This is a genomic window from Collinsella aerofaciens (assembly GCF_040926265.1).
GTDB classification, from domain to species: domain Bacteria; phylum Actinomycetota; class Coriobacteriia; order Coriobacteriales; family Coriobacteriaceae; genus Collinsella; species Collinsella aerofaciens_BB.
On the sequence record NZ_JBCOIL010000005.1, the window covers coordinates 43,793 to 66,811 of the forward strand.

At 60.0% G+C, this 23,019-nt stretch carries 18 protein-coding genes; all 18 read left to right on the top strand.

Going from position 1 to position 23,019, the window contains the following annotated elements; all coding sequences use genetic code 11:
- Positions 1-37 precede the first annotated feature (37 nt).
- A complete protein-coding gene (locus AB5767_RS02415; RefSeq protein ID WP_411161277.1) occupies positions 38-1,525 on the top strand; it encodes a YfcC family protein in 1,488 nt (495 codons plus the stop codon).
- A 481-nt stretch (positions 1,526-2,006) separates the two neighbouring features.
- Complete coding sequence (locus tag AB5767_RS02420; RefSeq protein ID WP_225093426.1) at positions 2,007-3,488, top strand: DUF1846 domain-containing protein; 1,482 nt, start codon at positions 2,007-2,009, stop codon at positions 3,486-3,488.
- A gap of 256 nt (positions 3,489-3,744) precedes the next feature.
- Positions 3,745-4,083 (top strand): helix-turn-helix domain-containing protein, encoded by a 339-nt coding sequence (locus AB5767_RS02425; RefSeq protein ID WP_368131411.1) that lies wholly within the window; start codon positions 3,745-3,747, stop codon positions 4,081-4,083.
- A gap of 178 nt (positions 4,084-4,261) precedes the next feature.
- On the top strand, positions 4,262-5,923 hold the full coding sequence (gene pyrG / locus AB5767_RS02430) for a CTP synthase (protein WP_368131413.1): 1,662 nt from the start codon (positions 4,262-4,264) through the stop codon (positions 5,921-5,923).
- Between the two features lie 2 nt (positions 5,924-5,925).
- Positions 5,926-6,867, top strand: coding sequence for a site-specific tyrosine recombinase XerD (gene xerD / locus AB5767_RS02435; RefSeq protein ID WP_368131414.1), 942 nt, complete (start codon positions 5,926-5,928; stop codon positions 6,865-6,867).
- Positions 6,868-7,331: 464 nt separating this feature from the next.
- The gene (locus tag AB5767_RS02440; RefSeq protein ID WP_006234269.1) at positions 7,332-7,766 is read left to right on the top strand and encodes a division/cell wall cluster transcriptional repressor MraZ; all 435 of its coding nucleotides are present in this window, start codon (positions 7,332-7,334) and stop codon (positions 7,764-7,766) included.
- 20 nt (positions 7,767-7,786) lie between these two features.
- Complete coding sequence (gene rsmH / locus AB5767_RS02445) at positions 7,787-8,752, top strand: 16S rRNA (cytosine(1402)-N(4))-methyltransferase RsmH (RefSeq protein ID WP_006234266.1); 966 nt, start codon at positions 7,787-7,789, stop codon at positions 8,750-8,752.
- A 90-nt stretch (positions 8,753-8,842) separates the two neighbouring features.
- A complete protein-coding gene (locus AB5767_RS02450; RefSeq protein ID WP_118273579.1) occupies positions 8,843-9,313 on the top strand; it encodes a hypothetical protein in 471 nt (156 codons plus the stop codon).
- Between the two features lie 182 nt (positions 9,314-9,495).
- A complete protein-coding gene (locus tag AB5767_RS02455) occupies positions 9,496-11,196 on the top strand; it encodes a peptidoglycan D,D-transpeptidase FtsI family protein (RefSeq protein ID WP_368131415.1) in 1,701 nt (566 codons plus the stop codon).
- A 126-nt stretch (positions 11,197-11,322) separates the two neighbouring features.
- A complete protein-coding gene (locus AB5767_RS02460; protein WP_227790116.1) occupies positions 11,323-12,747 on the top strand; it encodes a UDP-N-acetylmuramoyl-tripeptide--D-alanyl-D-alanine ligase in 1,425 nt (474 codons plus the stop codon).
- A 3-nt stretch (positions 12,748-12,750) separates the two neighbouring features.
- Positions 12,751-13,770 (top strand): phospho-N-acetylmuramoyl-pentapeptide-transferase, encoded by a 1,020-nt coding sequence (gene mraY / locus AB5767_RS02465; protein ID WP_006234262.1) that lies wholly within the window; start codon positions 12,751-12,753, stop codon positions 13,768-13,770.
- Positions 13,771-13,779: 9 nt separating this feature from the next.
- Entirely contained in the window at positions 13,780-15,186 is a 1,407-nt protein-coding gene (gene murD, locus AB5767_RS02470) for a UDP-N-acetylmuramoyl-L-alanine--D-glutamate ligase (protein WP_368131416.1), read from the top strand.
- 35 nt (positions 15,187-15,221) lie between these two features.
- Complete coding sequence (gene ftsW, locus AB5767_RS02475; protein WP_227790118.1) at positions 15,222-16,715, top strand: putative lipid II flippase FtsW; 1,494 nt, start codon at positions 15,222-15,224, stop codon at positions 16,713-16,715.
- Positions 16,705-17,820, top strand: coding sequence for an undecaprenyldiphospho-muramoylpentapeptide beta-N-acetylglucosaminyltransferase (murG, locus tag AB5767_RS02480; protein ID WP_227790119.1), 1,116 nt, complete (start codon positions 16,705-16,707; stop codon positions 17,818-17,820). Before ftsW ends, murG begins: the two co-directional genes overlap by 11 nt.
- 97 nt (positions 17,821-17,917) lie before the next feature.
- A complete protein-coding gene (murC, locus tag AB5767_RS02485) occupies positions 17,918-19,336 on the top strand; it encodes a UDP-N-acetylmuramate--L-alanine ligase (RefSeq protein ID WP_227790120.1) in 1,419 nt (472 codons plus the stop codon).
- 5 nt (positions 19,337-19,341) lie between these two features.
- A complete protein-coding gene (gene murB, locus AB5767_RS02490) occupies positions 19,342-20,253 on the top strand; it encodes a UDP-N-acetylmuramate dehydrogenase (RefSeq protein ID WP_006234257.1) in 912 nt (303 codons plus the stop codon).
- Between the two features lie 424 nt (positions 20,254-20,677).
- The gene (locus AB5767_RS02495) at positions 20,678-21,466 is read left to right on the top strand and encodes a cell division protein FtsQ/DivIB (protein ID WP_233503963.1); all 789 of its coding nucleotides are present in this window, start codon (positions 20,678-20,680) and stop codon (positions 21,464-21,466) included.
- Positions 21,467-21,665: 199 nt separating this feature from the next.
- Positions 21,666-22,820, top strand: a complete 1,155-nt coding sequence (gene ftsZ, locus AB5767_RS02500) for a cell division protein FtsZ (protein ID WP_022094491.1) — start codon at positions 21,666-21,668, stop codon at positions 22,818-22,820.
- Positions 22,821-23,019: the final 199 nt, after the last annotated feature.

The following is a 23,019-nucleotide window of genomic DNA, read 5'->3' on the forward strand; positions in this document are numbered from 1 at the left end:
CTTCTGGCGAGATCAGTAAATGATTTATGAAGGGGGGATGAGAACTATGACTGAGACCGCTAAGAAAAAGCGCGGTATGCCTTCATCGTTCACCATTCTTCTTGCTCTGCTGGCAATTGTCGCAGTGATTACCGTTATCGTCTCCGGCACGTCCGGCGGCGCGGTTACTGCCGCCCGTCTGAGCGATTTCTGCACCGCCCCGATTAAGGGCTTCGCTGACGCTCTGCCCGTCTGCCTCTTCGTTATGATCCTGGGCGGCTTCCTCGGTATGATGACCGAGACCGGCGCCCTGGACAACGGCATCGCCGTTCTGGTGCAGAAGCTTAAGGGCAACGAGATTATGCTCATTCCCGTGCTGATGCTCATCTTCTCCCTCGGTGGTACCACCTATGGTATGTGCGAGGAGACCGTTCCCTTCTACGCCCTGCTCGCCGCTACCATGATGGCCGCTGGCTTCGACCCCATGGTCGGTGCCGCTACCGTCCTGCTCGGCGCTGGCTGCGGCTGCCTGGGCTCCACGGTTAACCCGTTCGCCGTCGGCGCTGCCGTCGACGCTCTGACCGGCGTTGGCATTGAGGTCAACCAGTCCATCATCATCGGCCTCGGTGCCGTCCTGTGGATTGTCACTACCGCTATGTCCATCTTCTTCGTGATGAGCTACGCCAAGAAGGTCAAGGCTGACAAGGGTTCCACCATCCTGTCGATGCAGGAGCTCAAGGATGCCGAAGAGGCTCACGGCAAGGCTGCTTCCGAGGTCCACAAGGAGGTCAAGCTCACCGGTCGTCAGAAGGGTGTTCTGATTGCCTTCGCCTTCACCTTCGTCGTCATGATCGTCGGCTTCATTCCGCTGGCCGACCTCAACGAGGGCGTCGCTAACTTCTTCGACGCTGGCGCTGTCTACGACGCCGACGGTAACGCCGTCGTCCAGGGCTGGTCTGCCCTGATCACCGGCCTGCCCATTGGCCAGTGGTACTTCGACGAGGCTTCCACCTGGTTCTTCCTTATGGCCGTCCTGATCGGTATCATCGGTGGCCTGTCCGAGAAGCAGATCGTTAACACCTTTATCACCGGCGCTGCCGACATGATGTCCGTTGTTCTCGTCATCGCCCTCGCCCGTGGTATCTCCGTCCTCATGGCTAACACCGGCCTCGACGTCTTCGTCCTCGACGCTGCCGCCAATGCTCTGGCTGGCCTGTCCGGCGTGATCTTCGCTCCCATGAGCTTCCTGGTCTACTTCGGCCTGTCCTTCCTGATCCCCTCGACCTCCGGTATGGCCACCGTCTCCATGCCCATCATGGGACCGTTGGCTGTTAAGCTCGGCTTCTCGCCTGAGGTCATGGTCATGATCTTCTCCGCCGCCATCGGTGTCGTGAACCTGTTCACCCCGACCTCCGGCGCCATCATGGGCGGTCTCGCCCTGGCCAAGATCGAGTGGACGACCTGGCTCAAGTTTGCCCTTAAGCTCATCGTCGCGCTCTCTGTCGTCTGCGCCATCATCCTGACCGTCGCCTGCGTGTTGATCTAAGTACCCAACGGGTACCCCACGGAAACCTTGACGATCCTGTAGAGGATCACCTGGTCATCGTCTGTCCGGTGGGGTAAACCCACCGGTAGACTCCTACCTTTAGCCCCCTTCCGTTCCGTGCGCGGGAGGGGGCGCTCTTGTGTTCCGGCGTTTTACCAAACGCCGGAACCGCTCGACGCTGCAAGCCCGCCAGAGCGGCAATCTGACGTTCAATCGTCGGGCATGGCCAAAAGGCCTATGCCCTCCTCTTTCACGTCACCTTGCTCGCTCTGGCGGGCTTTCGCTGGCTTATGCTCAACCTGCGGCGCTGCCATCGTTGGTGCTGAGCGACTTGTTCCCCGCCTCAAATTAGCCATCCTGGGTCCCCGGTGGTTGCGGTGGGCGTGTTTGGTTGGTGCCTGTTGATGGTCTGGGTATCGGGGAGGGTCTGCTCCGTTATAATCGCCTAGAACAATAAATGGAAACGGGACGGGAGCCATATATGCGCCAGGGTTTCGACAACGCGAAGTATATCGAGCTGCAGGCTGCTCACATTAAGGAGCGCATCTCGCAGTTTGGCGGCAAGCTCTATTTGGAGTTTGGCGGTAAGCTGTTCGATGACTATCATGCGAGCCGCGTGCTGCCGGGTTTTGAACCGGACAGCAAGTTCCGCATGCTCAAGAGCATCGCCGACGATGTCGAGGTTATCATCGCGATCAACGCGAACCACATCGAGAAAAACAAGGCTCGTGGTGACCTCGGCATTACCTATGACGAGGATGTGCTGCGCCTGGTTGACCTGTTCCGCGGCAACGGCTTTGCCGTCGCGGCTGTGGTCATCACCCAGTACGCCGGCCAGCCCGCTGCCGATGTATTCCGCAACCGCCTGAACGCGCTCGGTATCCCCGCCAAGCTGCACTATCCCATCGAGGGGTATCCGCACGACGTCGACCTGATCGTGTCCGACGACGGCTATGGCAAGAATGAGTTTGTCGAGACCACTCGTCCGCTCGTCGTGGTCACCGCTCCCGGCCCCGGCTCAGGCAAGCTCGCCACTTGCCTCTCGCAGCTCTATCACGAGCACAAGCACGGCACCGCCGCCGGCTACGCCAAGTTCGAGACTTTCCCGGTCTGGAATCTGCCCCTCACGCATCCGGTCAACATCGCCTATGAGGCAGCAACGGCCGATCTCGACGATGCCAATATCATCGACTCCTTCCACTTGGAGGCCTACAACAAGACCACGGTCAACTACAACCGCGACGTCGAGGCCTTCCCGGTGGTCCGTGCTCTGATGGAAAAGATCCTGGGCAAGAGCCCCTATCAGAGTCCTACGGACATGGGCGTCAATATGGTCGGCTTTGCCATCACCGATGACGATGCCTGCCGCGACGCTTCCAAGATGGAGATCGTCCGCCGCTACTTTACCGCGGTCGAAAATGTGCGCCGTACCGGCATGGGCGATGAGCAAGTCGACCGTCTCAAGATTATTATGAAGAAAGCCGGCATCGATAAGAACTACTCACCGGCGCGCTCGGCGGCCCTCACCAGGGAGCAGCTGACGGGTGGTCCCGTGGGTGCCATGGTCATGCCCGATGGCTCCGTGGTGACCGGTAAGACCTCCACGCGCCTGGGCGCCGCAAGTTCGCTCATTATGAACGCCCTCAAGCATGTCTCGGGCGTCGACCTTGAGCTCGAGGTCATTAGCGATGAGGCGATCGAGCCCATCAGCAAGCTCAAGACGCATTTCCTGGGCAGCAAAAACCCTCGCCTCCACACCGACGAGACGCTTATGGCGCTGTCGATCACCTCGGCCACGAGTGAGACGGCCGCTCGCGTCCTTTCGGGCCTGGAGCAGCTGCGCGGTTGCGATGCCTTCTTTAGCGTGATTATCTCGCCGACGGACGAGACGGTACTGCGCAAACTGGGTATCAACGTGTGCTGCGAGCCCAAGTTTGAGCGCCGCGGTTTCTTCCACCGCTAAGTTTGAAGCACCGCGGTAATTGCATTGCATTTTGGCCGTATCGGGTTGGCGCCCGGTACGGCTTTTTGATCAATAAAGCGCCTATTTCGGCGAAAAATAGCCGTTTACCTGCCTAGAAACAATTTGAGCGGTATACAATAACCGTAACTGTTTCATCCTTAGCGGGATGCCGCATGATGGATATTACCTGCCATCGTGAGGTGTGTCGGTCGCGCACGGCGCGTTAGATGCTCGTGCTCGGTTTGAGGAGGCTGCTATGGCGGGCAAGGGTCGTGCGAGTGTCAACGATATGAAGCGTGTTGAGGTGCTGGTGTTGATGGAAATCGACCAGCAAACCGAAGACAATGGCGGGCCGTATGGTTTCTCGCGCAAAACGCTTGCCGAGCGCGTGGGGGTTTCGCCGTATCGTGCCCGCGCCGCAATCGATCGCTTGGATTCCGAAGGCATGATTGATGTCGTCTCGCGTTATAGCGACGACGGCGGTCAGCTTGCAAATGGCATTTGCCTCACCGAACGTGGCGAGTGGTATCTTGAGGGCGTCCGTACCGGCATGCTCGTTCAAGAAATGCTTGAGGACGAGGTTGTTGATCGATAGCAGCATGTAACCCTTGCCATAGCGACGCCGCCTGGGAAACCGGGCGGCGTTTTGTTTCAAGATTGAGAAATGCAATCGCACGCGAGAAAAATTGCGAACGGTCCGCGGCGCGAGTATTACAATGAAGACCCGTAAGATGTGGATAAACAACTTCTACGGGAAGCGCAGGTAACTCAATATGACCAAGCATGTGTTCGTAACCGGTGGCGTGGTTTCGTCCCTGGGCAAGGGTATCACCGCGGCCTCGCTGGGCCGTCTGCTCAAGTCGCGTGGCTACAAAGTAACGATGCAGAAGGCCGACCCGTATCTGAACGTCGACCCCGGTACCATGAGCCCGTTCCAGCATGGTGAGGTCTTCGTTACCGAGGATGGTTACGAGTCCGACCTGGACCTGGGTCATTACGAGCGCTTTATTGATGAGAACCTGACCAGCGATTCCAACTTTACGACCGGTGCCATCTACAAAAGCCTAATCGCCCGCGAGCGTCGCGGCGACTTTTTGGGCGGTACCGTGCAGGTGATTCCCCACGTCACCAATGCCATTAAGGACAAGTTCCGCCGCATCGAGGAGCAGACCGGCTCCGATGTAGTCATCACCGAGCTGGGCGGCACGATCGGCGACATCGAGTCCCAGCCGTTTGTCGAGGCCATCCGTCAGTACCGCAAGGAGGCCGGCCCCGAGAACGTCTGCTACATCCACGTGTCGCTCGTTCCCTATATCGCCGCCGCCCACGAGGTCAAGACCAAGCCCACACAGCATTCCGTCAAGGAGCTCCGCAGCTTTGGCATCCAGCCCGATATTATCGTGCTGCGCTCCGACCACCATATCGATGACGCTATCCGCGGAAAGATCGCAAGCTTCTGCGACGTCGACACCGATTGCGTCTTTACCAACGAGGACTGCGCGAGCATTTACGATGTTCCGCAGCTGCTTGCCGAGCAGGACTTTGACCTGCGCATTTGCGAGCGCCTGGGTCTGGACCCGCGTGAGCGCGACATGAGCGAGTGGAACGAGTTCCTGCGCAAACAGAATCACGCCAACCATCACGCCGACAAGGTGAAGATCGCCGTCGTGGGCAAGTACACGCAGCTGCCCGATGCGTACCTGTCGGTTATCGAGGCCCTGCACCATGCGGGCGTCTTCTACGATCGCCATGTGGACGTCCAGCTGGTCGACGGCGAGAGCCTCGACGAGCAGAATGTCTCCGAGGTTCTGGGCGACGCCTCGGGCATCCTGGTCCCCGGCGGCTTTGGCAAGCGCGCCCTGGAGGGCAAGATCCTCGCGGCCGAGTTTGCCCGTGAGCACAAGATTCCGTATCTGGGCATTTGCCTGGGTATGCAGGTGGCCGTGTGCGAATTTGCGCGCAATGTCGTCGGCCTTGCCGGCGCCAGCTCCTCTGAGTTCGATCCGGATGGCCCGTATAGTGTCATCGATCTGATGAGCTCGCAGGAGGACGTGACCGAGAAGGGCGGCACCATGCGCCTGGGCGCCTATCCGTGCAAGCTCGCCGCCGATACCCTTGCTCGCGAGGCATATGGCGAGGAACTCGTCTACGAGCGTCACCGTCACCGCTTTGAGTTCAACAACGCCTTCCGCGACCAGCTCGAGGACGCCGGTTTGGTTATCTCGGGTCTGTCGCCTGACGAGCGCCTGGTCGAGATGGTCGAGCTGCCGCGCGACGTGCATCCGTGGTATGTGGCAACCCAGGCTCATCCCGAGTTCAAGAGCCGCCCGACCAACCCGCAGCCGCTGTTCCGCGAGTTCGTACGCGCTTCGATCGGCCAGCACGAGGGTGTCGACCGTCTGCAGGTGACGCCCATGAACCTCGCTACGGACTAAGGGTGCCGGCGAATAAGGAACATACCGAAGCTACTTCCTCGTCGCTCGCCGTGGCGGCGGGGGAGTATCTCGATTACCTCGCGGTCGAGCGGGGTTTGGCGCGCAACACGATTGCGGCCTATCGTCGTGACCTGACGACGTACTGCGCCTATCTGGAGCGGGCGGGTATTGTGTCTTTTGAAGAGGTGACTCGTCAGGTCGTGGAGGGCTTTGTCGCCGACCGTCGCGATGGGGGCTATTCCGATGCCTCGGTGGAGCGTGCGCTTGCAGCCGTGAAGGGCCTGCATGCCTTTTTGGTGCGCGATGGGGCTGTAGCCCAAAATCCAACGGCGGCGTTGCGCCTGCCTAAAAAGGCTGAGCGTTTGCCGGAGTATCTATCGGTGGAGGATGTCTCGGCTCTGCTCGATCAAGACTTCCCCGAGGGCGAGATGGGCTTGCGCGACCATGCCATCTTGGAAGTGCTCTACGGATGCGGTTTGCGTGTGAGCGAGTTGGTGGGGCTCGATGTGGGCGATATCCATATTGACGATGGCTTTGTACTCGTTCGCGGTAAGGGCTCAAAGGAACGCCTGTCCCCGCTGGTGGGAAGCGCGGCGCGAGCTCTGGCGCTCTATGTAACTGAGGGACGTTCTCGCTTGGCGGCCCATGCCCGCGGAACCGAGACCTCGGCGGTCTTTTTAAATAAGAACGGACGTCGCCTGTCGCGCCAGGCCGTGCATGCGATATGCGAGCGGTATGGGCGTCAGGTGGGGCTGGTGGGGCTCCATCCCCATACCTTGCGCCACTCCTTTGCCACCCATATGCTTGCGGGCGGCGCCGACCTGCGTGTGCTGCAGGAGATTTTGGGCCATGCCGATATATCGACCACGCAGGTCTACACGCATGTCGACCGAACGCAACTGACCGAGGTCTATCTGGCGGCGCATCCGCTAGCACATCGTTAACACATCGCTGGCCTGCATATTTATAGGTACTTGGGGACGGGCCCCAGATTGCCGCGGCGTGCTTTTGCGCGCGCATGGGCAATCTGGGGCCCGTCCCATTTTTCGCCACTTGGCGTCGCGGTAGTGGGCCGCACGTGCCTTGGGTGGGGGAGTTTGGGGGGGCGATGTGAACGGTATATAAAGGGACGCAAAAATCGCCTCAAGGTCAACTTGAAGGTTGAGGTTGAACGGCGGGATGCCACAGGTGGCATCCCGCCGTTGCTGTAAACACAACATATTGTGTTTTCGAACATATGCTTGGGGGTGTTTTGCAATATATGGTGGGTGGAGTAGTGGGGCGGGGTGGGGGAAGGGGTGGGGAAAGTTGTTGAAAAATGGGGCGGTTCCCCATATTATTAATGACGTCGACAGGCGGGGTGGTTCCCCGCGTACGTGCCATCTGAGTAACCGAGGGGAGGGCGCACATGGGAATGACTGGTGCATACGAGCGCAATCTCGATGCAAAAGGTCGTCTATCCCTGCCTGCACCCCTTCGCGAGGAGCTTGGAGAGCACGTTCGCGTGTTTAAAGCCCTGGATGTCGATGCTCTGTACGTGTTCTCTGCCGAGGCCTTCGATAAGTGGGTCGAAGGACTCTTCGCGGGTCGTGAGGGCCACGAGGGTTTTAACCCGCGTGACATTAATGACCAGAAGCTCATGAGGGCGATCAACAAGCGCACCACGTCGATGGACGTGGACAGCGCCGGTCGTATCGGTCTTTCCGAGTCTCTCCGCAAGCAGGCGAACCTCGACCGCGAGGTCACGGTTGTGGGCAACTACGACCACCTTGAGGTTTGGGATCGCGCCGCGGCCGATGAGGACGATGACGATGAGGCCCTGCTGGACCTCTTCTTCTCGTAAGGGCAAGGCACGGGTAACGGATGGAGCGTGGGATCTTGACACAAGAATATCGGCATGAACCTGTCATGCTCGGCGAAGTGCTTGAGTCGCTGCGGCTAAAGAGCGGCTCCGTTGTCTGCGATTGCACCCTTGGCGGTGCCGGCCATTCGGTAAAGATGGCCGCGCAGGTGGGGGAGACGGGCCTTTTGCTCGGCGTCGATCAGGACGACATGGCCCTCGAGGCCGCTGGCGCCCGTCTGGACCGCGAGGTTCCCGGAGTTCCGCACCAGCTGCTGAAGGGCAACTTCGGCGACTTGGACGAGCTGCTTTGCTCGGCCGAGGTGCCCGGGGTCGATGGCTTCCTGTTCGATTTGGGCGTTTCGTCACCGCAACTCGATATCCCTGGCAGGGGCTTTTCGTATAACGAGGACGCCCCATTGGACATGCGGATGGATCCGGGTAATAACACCTTAAACGCAGCTGAGGTCATCAACACCTATAACGAACACGACCTCGCCCGGATTCTACGCGTCTACGGCGAAGAGAAGTTTGCCTCGCAGATCGCGCGCGAGATCGTGCGCCGCCGCGAGCAAGAACCGATCGAAACCACCGGCCAATTTGTCGAGATCATCAAGGCGGGTATCCCGGCTGCCGCTCGTCGGCATGGCGGACACCCGGCCAAGAAAAGTTTCCAGGCCATTCGCATCGAGGTCAATCACGAGCTCGATGTGCTCGAACGAGGGCTTGATGCCGCCACCAGGTGGCTCAACCCGGGCGGACGTATCTGCGTCATCTCGTATCACTCGCTCGAGGACCGTATCGTAAAGAACCACTTTAAGGAGATGAGCCAGGGGTGCACGTGTCCGCCGGAGATTCCGGTGTGCGTGTGCGGCAACGTGCCGATACTCAAGGTCATCACCCGCAAACCCTTGGTTGCCCAGCCTGATGAGGTTGAGCGCAACCCTCGGGCGAGATCAGCCAAAATCCGCGTGGCGCAGCGTCTGTAGGCGCGACCGCGCGATATTGGACCTCCCGCTCGCACCATAAACGAAGTTTAAACACACTACCAACGTACTCGGGATGGGAGGCGGCATATCATGGGCTACAACACTTCAAGCGCAGCACTCGCCTATGATATGAACGCCATGCCCGCCTATCGTGAGACGCCGCAGGTCCCCGTTGCTCCCCGTGAGCAGCGCACGCCGCGCTTTGATGTCTACACGGGCGCGGGCCGTCAGGCAAACCAGGCGGTAAGCCCGGTTTTCATGAGCGTTCTTAAAACGTTTTGCATCATTGCGGCTATCTTCATGACGATCGGCGTCGCCCGCGTGGCACTCGCCGGCGTTACGGCCCAGGTGCTCAACAGCAACGCCGAGCTTACCAACACGCTCGAAAAGGCGACCGATGAGAGCTCCGACCTGGAGGTCATGCATTCGGTCTATGGCGCCGACACGCGCATTCGCGACCTTGCGGGCGCTTATGGCATGGTGGAGCCCAGCGAGAGCGTTACACTTGACTTTTCGCAGGATGCAGCCGCGGGCGCCAACGCGACCGCGACCGCTCAGTAGCAAGACGGTAGCTGAGTATGACAAATGACTATCGCCGCGGTTCCGATGGGGGCCGCGGTTCTGGACGTCCCTCGTCGCGGGGACGTTCTGGTTATCAAGGAACGGGTCGGCAATCTTACAACGCCGGGCGGTCCCGTGGCAACGACCCGGCGTCGCGACTTCGCGGCTCGGGCGGCCCTCAAGTGCATAACACCAGGTCGCGCAAGAGTTCGTCGACCGAATGGCTCACAGGCGCACCTCTGCCTCGCCGCAAAGCCGTCATGGGCTTCATCGGGCTTGGCTTGGGCTTGGGCGTCTTTCGCCTTGCCGACTATCAAATTGTCGAAGCCGATAAACTGCGCGAGCGTGCCGATGCGCGCCGCCTGCTTGCGCAGACCCTCTATGCCAAACGCGGCACCATCTACGACCGCAACGGCAACGTGTTGGCGTCGTCGGTCGAATGTCGCAACATCGCCGTGAACCCGCAGCTTGTCGAGGATGTTGACAAGACGGTGTCGGCGCTGGTCAAGGCAACTGGAATCGATAAAAAGACCTGCCGCAAGCTCGTTGAGTCCGATGGAACCTGGGTGTATATCAAGCGCCAGGTGGACGAAGACGATGTTGCGGCGCTGGAGAAGAAGAACCTGCCCGGCGTGCTTTTTGAGCAGGCCATGAAGCGCGTATATCCATACGGCAATCTGGCATCGCAGGTGCTGGGTGTAGTGAATGTAGACAACGATGGCTTGACGGGTCTCGAAAAGCAATACAACAAGCTTCTGACCGGCACGAACGGTTCTCTCGTACGCGAGCGCGCGAGGGACGGCAGCTATATTGCGGGCGGTGCCTATAAAAAGGTGGCTGCGGTCGACGGCGTTGATATCGTGACGACGCTCGACGTCAATATCCAGCGTGCGGCCGAGGATGCCCTGGCAGAGGCAGTTGAGAAGACTAAGGCCAAGAACGGCACGGCGCTGGTCACCGATCCTACGACAGGCGAGATTTTGGCAGCCTGCTCGTACCCGACCTACGACCAGACCGATCTGGAGAATGCCAAGACCGAGGATATGAATCTGCGCCTGGTCACCGACGCCTACGAGCCCGGCTCGGTCTTTAAGACGCTCGTGGCGGGCGCCGGCTTCGACTTGGGCGTCGTGCGATCGAGTACGTCGTTTGAGGTGCCGGCGAGCATCAAGGTGGGCGACGATACCGTCACCGATGCCGACAAGCGCGACTATGCCATGACCATGGATGTGCGCGAGATGATGCGCCGTTCGTCCAACGTGGGCTTTGTCCTAGTGGGGCGCAAGATCGGTGCCGACGACTTTGCCGCCTATGTGGACAAGTGGGGCATCGGTCACAGCTCGGGTGTCGATTTTCCGGGAGAGAGCCTGGGTATCGTCAAGGAGCGTGACCAGTATGACGGCGCCACGCTGGGCTCGATGAGCTTTGGACAGGCACTGTCCGTCTCGCCGATTGAGATCGCACGTGCCGTGGGCGGCATCGCCAACGGCGGCGTGATGATGACACCGCACTTCTATAAGTCCAGCAAAGGCGACGAGAAGGACTGGGGCGAAGGCGAGCGCGCGATTTCGGAGGACGCCGCATCCCAGGTGACATCGTGCATGCAGACGGTCGTGTCCGAGGGAACGGGCGTTGGCGGCGCGGTTGACGGCTATGACGTGGCGGGTAAGACCGGTACGGCCGAACGTGCCGACGAGAACGGCGGCTACCTCAAGGAGAACTACATGTCGTCCTTTATGGGCTTTGCACCGGCACAATCGCCCAAGGTGCTGTGCTATATCACGCTCGACGGAACGCCGAGCGGCTCAGATGCCGCTGCGGTGCCGTTCCAGTCCATTATGGCCAACGCGCTCGACGTGCTGGGTATCCCGCACACGAAGTAGGGGGTTACAATCTTTGGGGCGTGGTTTGTTGTCCCATATGAGGGTGTTCACATGCCCTGCACCACGCATGCGCGGCGCTGGGATACAATACGCCGATAGCATTATTAGGTTTACAGGGGAGCTGCAATGATAGAGATCGCCGTCAACAACCTCGCGGCCGCAACAGGGGCCCGAACCGTGACGGGAGAAGCCGATCGGGTATGCCGCGGGTGCGTTATCGACTCGCGCCAGGTCGAGGAAGGGACGATTTTCGTCGCCTTTCCCGGTGAAAACGTCGACGGCAATGATTTTGCTTCCCGTGCCGTCCAGTCGGGTGCCGGCGCCGTCGTGATGACGCGTGAGCCCGAGGCCGAGCTGGTCTCGCTGGCGCAGGACAAAGGATGCGCCATCCTGCTGACCGATGATCCCGAGGAGTTTCTGCTGCGTTTGGCGCACGCGTATCGCCTGGAGCTTGGCTGCCTGGTCGTTGGCATTACCGGTTCCATCGGCAAGACGACGACCAAGGACGTGCTCGCCGCCGTGCTCGCCAAGCGCTATCGTGTCTGGGCCACCAAGGGCAATTTCAATAACCTGATCGGCATGCCGCTCACGGTGCTTTCCGCTCCGGCCGATACCGAGGTCCTGGTGCTCGAGATGGGCATGAACCATTTCCACGAGATCGAGCGCCTTTCCCAGTCCGCCAATCCCAACTTTGCCATCGTGAGCAAGATCGGCACCTCTCACATCGGCATTTTGGGCAGCCGCGAGAACATCGCCCGCGCTAAGGCCGAGATTGTCCAGGGTATGCGCGCCGCCGGCGACTTCTTGCCGCTGCTGGTTTTGGGCGGTGAGGACGACTTTACGCCGTTCATTCGCGATACGTTCGCCCAGCCTGCTGGTATCGATGTGATGCTGGCCGGCGTCTCGGACGATGATGAGGTCCGTGCCCGCGACATTCGTGTTGATGACGAGGGCCGTCCGGTCTTTACGCTCGATTTTGGCCAGGGTGAGACGACCGATACCATGCTTGCCATCCCCGGCGTGCAGTCCGTCCCAAATGCCGTTAAGGCCGCCGCAGTTGCCTATCGCCTGGGCGTGACGCCCGAGCAGATCGATGCTGCCTTTAGAGGCCTCACGATCACCGGTCACCGCCAGGAGATCAAGCGCGCCAAGAGCGGTGCCCGCGTCATTGACGATTCCTATAACGCCAGCGCCGAATCCATGGCTGCTGGTCTCGATCTACTGTGCTCGCTTTCGTGCACGGGGTCTCGCATGGCGATCCTGGGCGAGATGGGCGAGATGGGCGATGAGGCTCCTCGCATGCATGAGCTCGTGGGCGCCTATGCCGCCGCCAAGAAGCTCGACATGCTGGCGTGCGTGGGTGGTGAGCTGGCCCAGCTTATGGCCGATGCCGCGCGCATGATGGGTATGGACGAGGACCGCATCCAGGTGTTCTCCGATTATCAGCAGGTGCTCGACCGCATGGGCGGCGCGCTTGAAAAACATGATGTTGTACTGGTCAAGGGTTCCCGCTTTGTTGAGCTCGACCGCTTTGTGGAAGGTGTGTGCTAGCCCATGTTCGGCAATCCCTCGTATCCAACGTATCAGGCTTTTTTGGGGCTTGGCATCGCCGCTGCCATTGCGCTGCTGCTCATGCCGTGGTGGATCAAGCTGCTCAAGGTCGAGGGTATCGGCCAGCAGGTTCGTGCCGACGGCCCCAAGCGTCATTTGGTTAAGCAGGGAACGCCCACCATGGGTGGCGTTGTCATCCTCGTCGCGATCTCGCTGACCTGCCTGCTGATGGGCAAGCTCACCACCGAGCTCGTGCTCGTGCTGCTCGCCACGCTGGCGACCGGCGTGCTGGGCCTGATCGACGACCTGACCTCCGTTACGCATGGGCGCTCGCTCGGTCTGACGCCTCATGCCAAGATGATCGGCCTAACCATTATCTGTGTCACCTTTACGGTACTTGCCGTTAACTGGTGCGGCGTCGCCCCCGAGATTCGTTTTCCCGGCGGCCTGACGATTGACCTTGGCGTGCTTTCGACCACCATCTGCGGCCTTTCGTTCCCGTGGCTCTACATTGTCTTTTGCTGGCTGATGATCGCCGGTCTTTCTAATGCCGTGAACCTGACCGATGGCCTTGACGGTCTTGCTGGCGGCACCTCCATGATCGCCATGCTCGCCATGGCTGCCATGGCGTTTTTGCACGGAGACGTGAACCTGTCCATCTTCTGCACCGCGTGTGCCGGTGCCTGCTTGGGCTTTCTGTGGTTCAACTGCTATCCGGCGAGCATCTTTATGGGCGATACCGGCTCGCTTGCCCTGGGCGCCGCGTTTGCCTGCACGTCCATCATGACCAACACCGAGGTCGTCTCCCTCATCATCGGCGGCCTGTTTATCGTTGAGACCCTGTCGGTCATGATTCAGGTTGTCTACTTCCACTTTACGCACAAGCGCGTCTTCCTTATGGCGCCCATCCATCATCATTTCGAAAAGAAGGGCTGGGCCGAGACCAAGGTCGTCATCCGTTTTTGGATTATCGCTGCTGCCTTTGGTGCCGTTGGCCTTGCCCTGTTCTTCCAGTTGGGATAGTGGTCTTTCATGCCTCTTGCTGATGTCTTTAGCCTGCTCGTTTTGGGTCAGGGCAAATCCGGTCTCGATGTCGCCCGCTGGGCGCTGACACATCCCGAGCGCGTAAGTGCCGTTACCGTGTATGGCGGTGGCACCTCTGAGCCCAATGACGCCACGCGTGCGCTCGAGGCTGCTGGTGCGTCGTTTGTCTATGGGACCGAACAGGTCGAGGGCGCCTATGACGTATGCGTGACGTGCCCGGGCATCTCGGAGTTCTCGGGCTTCTTTAAGGCCGGGCGCGAGCGTGCCGCCCAGATTATGGGTGAGCCCGAGTTTGCCTATCGCCTGTCGCCCGATAACTGGATTGCCATCACGGGCACCAACGGCAAGACGACCACCACGTCGCTGACTGATTATCTGCTTAAGGCTGCCGGCGAGGCCAGCGTTGCTGTCGGCAACATCGGCGAGCCGCCGGTCAACGAGATTGACGGCCGAGCCCACAACGAGTGGTTTGTGGCTGAGCTCTCGAGCTATCAGATTGCTACGACAACCGAGCTCCACCCCCGCGTGGCGGTGCTGCTCAACATCACTCCCGACCACTTGGGCTGGCATAAGAGCCATAAGAACTATGCACTTGCCAAGATCAAACTGTTTGACAATATGGTCGATGACGATCTGGTGGTTGTCGACGTCGAAGACGCCGGCATTCACGAGTTCGATGAGTACATCTATACGCCGGGTCGTCGCATCTGCAAGGTTGCCTTTGACGAGCCTGAGGGCGAGGATGCCGCCTTTGTGCGCGACGGCAAGATGATCGTGCGTCTGAAGGGTGTCGAGACCCCGCTCATCGCTACATCCGAGCTCAAGATCTCGGGCCATCACAATGTTATCAATGCCCTGTGTGCTGCCACGGCTGCCTCGGCTGTCGGTGCCGATGTCGATGGTGTCTGCCGCGGTCTTGCCTCGTTCCAGCCGCTCGAGCACCGCGTGGAGCCGTGTGGCGAGATTGACGGCGTGCGCTACGTCAACGATTCCAAGGCGACCAACACCGATGCGGTCGAGAAGGCGCTGACGGCATTTCCCGATGACGATGTGATCTTGCTGCTCGGCGGCCACGATAAGGGCACGCCGCTCACGGACTTCGCGCGCGTCGTTATGGACAACGTGCGCTCGGTCGTCTGCTTTGGCGATGCGCGCGAGCGCTTCACCGCCGCTATGGACGAGGCCGATGTCGATGGCGATGTGGATATCGCCCAGGCGGATGACCTACGCGACGCCGTGGACGTTGCCCGTTCGTTGTCGAGCCGTGGCGACGTGATCTTACTTTCACCTGCCTGCTCTTCGTTCGATGAGTTCTCGGGCTATGAGGAGCGCGGCCGCGTGTTTAAGGACTACGTGGCCCAGCTTGCCGCTGCGGCGAAATCACAAATGGAATAGGGGTTGCGGTGAGAGAGGAGAGCCCCCGACAAGGTATGAGGAGGCCCGACTCGGACCGTGCTTCCTCACGTCGCACCACACCGCGTTCCGGCCGCGGCGGGCAGTCGTTTAGCGAACGCTATATTGCCGGCGTTCCCGCCCGTATCATGCGCCCCCGTTTGATATTCATGGCCTGCTTGTTTACCTTGGTATGCTTTGGCCTGCTGATGGTGTACTCGGCGTCTTCGGTCGAGGCGCTGCACGAGAATGGCTCGGCGACGTTTTTTCTGGGTCGACAGGCCGCGTTTGCCGTGGTCGGTGTTCTGGCGCTGATTGCCATCGTGCGCGTTTTGCCGGACAGCTGGTTTGGGGAGGATGTGCTCAGGATCTTTCTTATCGGCATGATAGGGCTACTGCTTCTGGTGTTCTTGGTGGGCAGCGGCAGCCGCGGCGCCACGCGCTGGCTCAACATCGCCGGCATTCAGTTCCAGCCTTCCGAGTTTTTAAAGCCATTTGCCATTGCGTATTCGGCCATCATGCTTGATCGCTTCTTTTCGCCCGGTGGCAACATCAACGAATTCCTTCGCAAGATGGGCATCTACCTTGGCATTTCGCTCTTTCTGATCTTTATCCAGCCCGATTTCGGTACTGTCCTGATCATCCTGTTGACCCTCATGTGCATGGCGTTGTTTGCGGGTCTCGACCCCAGATTTATCATCGGCGTGCTAATCTTCGGCATTCTCGTGATCGTGATTGCGCTTGTCGCAGAGCCGTACCGTATGGTGCGTATTCAGGTTGCCTTGAACCCTTGGGCCGACGAGTATGGTGACGGCTATCAGGCCACGCTTGCCATCATGGCCTTTGCCTCGGGCGGTCTGTTCGGCCGTGGCATCGGCAACTCAACCATGAAGTACTCGTATCTGCCCGAGGCACACAACGACTACATCTTGGCCATCATTGGCGAGGAAGTCGGTTTTGTCGGAACCGTGCTGTTCTTCTTGGTGTTTGCGATGCTGATCTACTCGGCGTTTCGCATTGCCGAGCAGGCGACCGATCGTCGGGGCGCGCTCATGGCGTCTGGCTCCGCAGTCATTCTCGCGGTGCAGTTTTTGATTAACGCGCTGGGCATCCTCAACGTATTTCCCATGACGGGCAAACCGTTGCCGTTTATTAGCTACGGCGGTTCGTCGATTATTGTGTCGCTCATGCTTGCCGGGTTGATCCTGCGCGTTTCGTACGAGAGCGCCCGCCGCGATGAGTATGACCGCCGCCGTGAGAGCTTTGCCGTTATGGATGAGAGCACCGCCGGCGTGCCCCACGTGCGCGGCGAGCGATCTTCGCGTAACGGTTTTACCGTCCTGGATGGCTCTGCGACCGAGCCGGCAGCCCGCCCGCGTCAGCGAACGGCGCCGCAAGGTCGTCCTCAGCGCTCCAGCCCTCGCAATGCGGGCGGCGGATATAATCGAATCGATTTGAACTCGGACCCGTCGGCGCGTCTGCGCACCGACGACCAGGGACCGCGTGTACGAAGGGACTACCATGACCGATAAGATGACCGTTGCTATTGCAGCCGGCGGTACGGCAGGACACATCAACCCCGCGCTCGCCTTGGCCGAAGAGCTGCGTGATCGTGGCCACCACGTTGTGTTCGTGGGCCAGTCGCGCAAGCTCGAGGGTCGTCTGGTCCCTGAGGCTGGGTTTGATTTTGTGCCCATTACGGTCACGGGCTTCGACCGCTCCCGTCCTTGGACGGCGCTGACCTCGCTATGGCGTGTCAACAAGGCCAAGCGTGCGCTCGCCAGTCATTTTTCAAAGGTCGGCAAGCCCGATGCCGCCATCGGTTTTGGTGCCTATGTCGAGGTTCCGCTGCTGGGGTGGTGCAAGGGCGCGGGTGTTCCGTATCTGCTGCATGAGCAGAACTCTGTTCCGGGCCTGGCCAACAAGATGATGAACTCCCACGCCGCCCGCGTGTGCATCTCGGTGCCGGCAGCGCGCTCGGTCTTTGAACGCGAAGGTGACCCTGACCACGTGCTCATGACCGGCAACCCCGTACGTCGCTCGGTGATCGAGGGCGATCGCGCTCGCGGCCGCAAGGCACTTGGCGTTCCCGAGGACGCTACGCTGCTGCTCGTCTTTGGTGGTTCACTTGGCGCCCAGCACCTCAACGAGCGCGTGGTCTCGCTCAAAAACGAGCTGCTTTCGCGCAAGAACCTCTATGTGTTGCATTCGACGGGTGCCGACGGCTTTGAGGAGACCGAGAGCGCTTTGGCGCTGACGCCCGAGGAGGCGAAGCGTTACCGCGTCCAGCCTTACATCGACAACATGGGCGATATGCTGGCTGCTGCCGATTTGGTGCTCTCGCGTTCGGGCGCATCGAGCGTGGCCGAGATCGCTGCACTCGCCGTGCCTTCGGTGCTCGTGCCGTACCCGCATGCGACGGCCGACCACCAAACCACCAATGCCCGGTATCTGGTCGACGCCGGGGCCGGTGTGCTCTGCGCCGATGCCGATATCGACGGTTCTGCCTTTGCCGATGAACTGCTGCACCTGGTCGATGACGCGGCGGCGCGCGACGCCATGCGTCAGGCGGCGCGTGGTCTGGCCCAGGATAGGGCCGCCGCTCTTCTGGCGGATGCGGTAGAGGGTTTGCGTTAGTTAGACGGGATATCGTCGGTCGCCCTCGCGCTGATGCGGTAGGTGCGGTACAGTTAACGGGTTACAGGCAGTGTTTACGCAAGGAGTACACGAGCACATGGCTGATTCCCAGACTGCAACCTCCGCGCCCGAGTTTAAGAGCGCCCACTTTATCGGTATCGGCGGCGCCGGCATGAGCGGCATCGCCCTCGTTCTGCACGAGCGCGGTTATGCCGTTACCGGCTCCGACCTTAAGACGTCACGTTATATCCGCCAGCTTACCCGCGCTGGTGTGAAGGTGCATGTGGGCCATGAGGCCGCCACGATCGACGAGGTCAAGCCCGACGTGGTTGTTGTCTCCACCGCTATTCCGGAGTCCAACCCCGAGCTCGTGCGCGCTCGCGAGCTTGGTATTCCCGTGTGGCCCCGTGCCAAGATGCTCTCTGCTTTGGGCCACGGCTACACCACCGTCGCTGTTGCCGGCACGCATGGCAAGACCACCACGTCTTCGATGTGCGCCACCATGCTCGACCGCATGGGTCTGGATCCGAGCTTCCTGATCGGTGGCATCGTCGAGGGCTATGACACGAACGGCAAGAACGGCTCGGGCGACTACTTTGTCGCCGAGGCCGACGAGTCCGACAGCTCCTTCCTGTTCCTGGACCCCAACGTGGTCATTGTGACCAACGTCGAGGCCGATCACCTCGATCACTACTCGGGTATCGAGGAGATCGAGGCAACTTTCGCCAAATTCATGAGCCTGGTGGGCGAGGACGGCACCGTCATCGTCTGCGGTGAGGACCCGCATCTGGTCGAGCTCGCCAAGTCGACCGGTCGACGCGTGCTTTCCTACGGCTTTGCCGAGAGCAACGACATCGTCTGCATGCACCCGGATGTCAAGGGCATCCAGAGTGACTTTATCGTTCGCTTTGAGGACGGCACTGAGCATGCCGTGGAGATCAAGAGCAATCCCGGTCGCCACAACATGCTCAACGCCACGGCGGTGCTCACCGTCGCCCATGTCCTGGGCCTTGACATCGACGCCGCCGCCAAGGCGCTCTCGAGCTTTGAGGGCGTCCGCCGTCGCTTTACCCACGTGGGCGATATCGATGGCATCACCGTGGTCGATGATTACGGCCATCACCCCACCGAGATCAAGGCGACGCTTGCTGCCGCTTCGTCGCTGGGCTACAAGCATGTCGACGTCGTGTTCCAGCCGCACCGTTATTCGCGCCTGCAGGCCCTGTGCGACGACTTTGCCGACGCATTTGCCAATGCCGATAAACTGCTGCTGATTGATGTGTTCTCGGCTGGCGAGATGCCCATTCCGGGTGTCACCTCTAAGATGCTCGCCGATACCGTGCGCGCCAAGCATCCTGGCAAGGAGGTCGTGTACTGCTCCAGCCGTCTTGAGCTCAATCAGGAGCTCGAGCAGATGGTGGGCGCGGGCGACCTGCTGCTCACTATGGGTGCCGGTGACGTTACGACCGTCGGCCCCGAGTTCATTGAGTATCTGACTGCCAAGAAAGACGCTTAAGTCTAATGGGTCTGTTTAACGCCGTCATGGCGCTCTCGGGCATGATCGACACGGATGTGATCGAGGACGAGCGCCTTGCGCGTCATACGAGCTATCGTATCGGCGGCAAGGCCGACCTCTTTGTGACGTGCCATAGCTATCATGCCCTCCGCCGCGCCGTGGCGGTGCTCGATCGCGAGCAGGTGCCGTGGGTCATCATCGGCAAGGGCTCCAATCTGCTGGTTGCCGATGGCGGTTATCGCGGTGCCGTCATTTCGCTCGGACGTGAGTTTCAGCGCACGGTTGTTGCCGATGACGGTTGTACGCTGACGGTCGGTGCGGGCGTGATGTTTGCGCGCCTGGTCAACGATGCCCTGTCGCGTAGCCTCTCGGGCCTTGAGTTTGCCGTTGGCATCCCTGGTTCGGTTGGCGGTGCGATATCTATGAATGCAGGCACACGGACCGAGTGGATTGGCTCGCTGGTTGAGGATGTCGTAACGTTTGACCCGGCATCCGGTATCAAGCATTATGCGGGGTCCGAGATCACTTGGGGCTACCGAGAATGTAGCCTTCCCCGCAATGAGATCATCCTCGAGTGCGTGCTTAAGCTTAAACCGGCGCCCAAGGCCGACATTCGCGAGCGCATGGAGCGGTACCTGACGAGGCGCAAGCGTACGCAGCCCATGGGTCGCGCATCCTGCGGGTCGGTCTTTCGCAACCCGCCCGATGCGAGCGTGGGCAAGCTTATCGAGGATTGTGGATTAAAGGGTTTTTCGATTGGCGGCGCGGAAGTTTCGCCCGTTCACGCTAATTTTATCGTTAATAACGGAACTGCCTCGGCCGATGACGTTGCCGCGGTTATCAGACATGTGCACGGAAAGGTGAGGGAGGCGTATGGCATCGAGCTCAGACCGGAAGTTAAATTCCTCGGCTTCTAGAGCATCGAAACCCACCTTCCGCCGCGCCGGAGGGCGTTCCGGCGCGCCTGCCAAACCTCAACGCAATACCGTCGCGCACTCTAAGTCTGTCGGGCATGCTCGACAGACCAGTCGTCCGGTCGTCGGCTCGCAGCTCGGTAATCGTCCGGCCGCAAAAAAGTCCTCGCGTCCCTCGGTGACGTCAAAGCCTGTTATGGGCGCCAAGCCTGCCCGTCCCATGGCAACTCCTAAGCCACCGACGGGAACTAAAACGCTGCGTCCGGGTCGCACGCTGGGCGCATCGAAACCGCGCTCGCTGACATCGGTGCCGGCTACCGCCAAGAAGCCTTCGGGTAAAAAAGGCGTCAACCCGTTGTCTTCACTTGGGGCGATGGCAAATAAAACATCAGACGCCGCTTCTGTCGTTACAGGCAAAGGCAAAATCGTGGGCGGCGTTCTGGCCGTCTTGGCCGTGCTCGTCGTCGTTGCCATCGTGGTGATTAACTCTGGATTGTTTACCGCCACTGATATTCAGATTCAAGGCAGCGAGCATGTGACGAAGCACGATGCTATCCAGCTGATCGATTTGCCCGAGGGAACGTCGCTTTTTAACGTCGATCCCGACCAGATTACCGAGGACCTCAAGCAGAACCCGTGGGTCTCGGGCGTGGATGTTCAGCGTCAGTTCCCGCATACGCTCATCATTACGCCTATGGAGCGCAAGGTCATCGCAATTGCCTATATCAGCTCCGATGACCTAGCCTGGGCCATCGGGGATGATGACACCTGGATCGCCCCGCTGTCGACGTCGGTCGAAGTGGATGACCAGGGCAACGTCATCACGACGGGGCAGGGCTCAAATACCCTGACCGGCATTGATGCCGCGCTGGCGCTCGCTAAGCACTATGGCGCGGTGTTGTTGACTGATGTCTCGGCGGATGTCGCTCCGGTTTCCGGCCAGGCGGTGAGCTCCAAGGCCGTTAAGGCTGGCTTGGATTATGTGCGTGGTTTTTCGAGCGAGTTCTTGGGACAAGTCAAGGATATTTCCACGCCTTCGGTCGAAGCCATCTCGGCAAACCTCAATAACGGCATTGAGGTGTCGCTGGGCGATTCGGACGATATCGTCAAGAAGGAACGCGTAGTCACCAAGTTGCTTTCGCAGGTAGAGGGCGTAACGTATATCAATGTGCGCTCTCCGGGTAACTATACATTTAGGAACGCTCCGACCTCGTAGCGCTGGTTGATGCTTTGTTGAGGGGCCATACCACGCCGTTTATCTGGTTTGTTTGGTTTTCACGGTCAATTATTTGACTGATACGTTCATAATGTGCAAACATAATACGGTTTACCTTTGCATTTACTTTCAACCTGAAGGTTAATGTGCGCAGGGGTCGACCCATGCTATGGCTATAACCTTTGTTCGGAGGACCGACATGCACGAGACAGAGATCAACAACTACCTTGCCGTCATTAAGGTGGTCGGCGTCGGCGGCGGCGGTACCAACGCGGTCAATCGAATGATCGAAGAGGGCATCCGCGGCGTCGAGTTTGTTGCCATCAACACCGATGCTCAGGCACTCGCGATCTCTGATGCCGATATCAAGGTGCACATCGGCACCGACCTTACCCGCGGCCTGGGCGCCGGCGCCAACCCCGAGGTTGGCCGCAAGGCTGCCGATGAGTCCCGCGACGACATTGCCGAGGCGCTCGCTGGCGCCGACATGGTGTTCATCACCTGCGGCGAGGGCGGTGGCACCGGTACCGGCGCTGCTCCCATCGTTGCCGATATCGCGATGAACGAGGTCGGTGCGCTGACCGTCGCCGTCGTGACCAAGCCCTTCACCTTCGAGGGCCGCAAGCGCAAGAAGAGCGCCGAGGAGGGCATTAAGACCCTCTCCGATTGCGTCGACACCATGATCGTCATCCCTAACGATAAGCTGCTCGACATCGCCGAGAAGAAGACCACCATGCTCGAGGCCTTCGCGATTGCCGATGGCGTCCTTTCCCAGGGCACCCAGGGCATCACCGACCTCATCACCGTCCCCGGTATCATCAACCTGGACTTCGCCGATGTTAAGACCATCATGAAGCAGGCCGGTACCGCCATGATGGGTATCGGTACCTCTTCTGGGGACACCCGTGCCGTCGACGCTGCCCAGCAGGCCATCTCCAGCCCGCTGCTCGAGAGCTCCATCGATGGCGCCACGCGCGTGCTGCTCTCCATCGCCGGTTCCAAGGACCTGGGCATCCAGGAGATCAGCGACGCCGCCGACGTTGTCGCCAACGCCGTCGACCCCGAGGCCAACATCATCTTCGGTACCGTTGTCGACGAGTCCCTGGGCGATCAGGTGCGTATCACCGTCATCGCTACGGGCTTCTCCGACTCCAACGTCAACCGTCAGGACGAGCTCTTTGCTGCTCAGCAGTCTCAGAGCAAGGCCGCTGCCTCCGCTGAGCCGCAGCGCACCGCTCCTGCCACGAGCCCGGCTCAGGCCGCTCCGACCCGCAACGTCGGTGGCACCGAGCTTCCTAACTTCGGCAACGATCAGTTCGAGCTTCCCGACTTCCTGAAGCGCGGTAGCTTCTAAGTCGTTCTTTGCATTGTTGTGCACAGGGGCGTGTCCGTATGGACGCGCCCTTTTTATTTCGACTTTGTAAACTAGAACCTCCAATCTCTTTACGTTCCCTTTACGATTGCCTCCAGCGCAGCAGGTATCCTTTTAGAGAAGTATGACAGCCGTATAAACGCGGGCTGTAGCGGCGATGCCGCGGTACTTGTGTTATTAG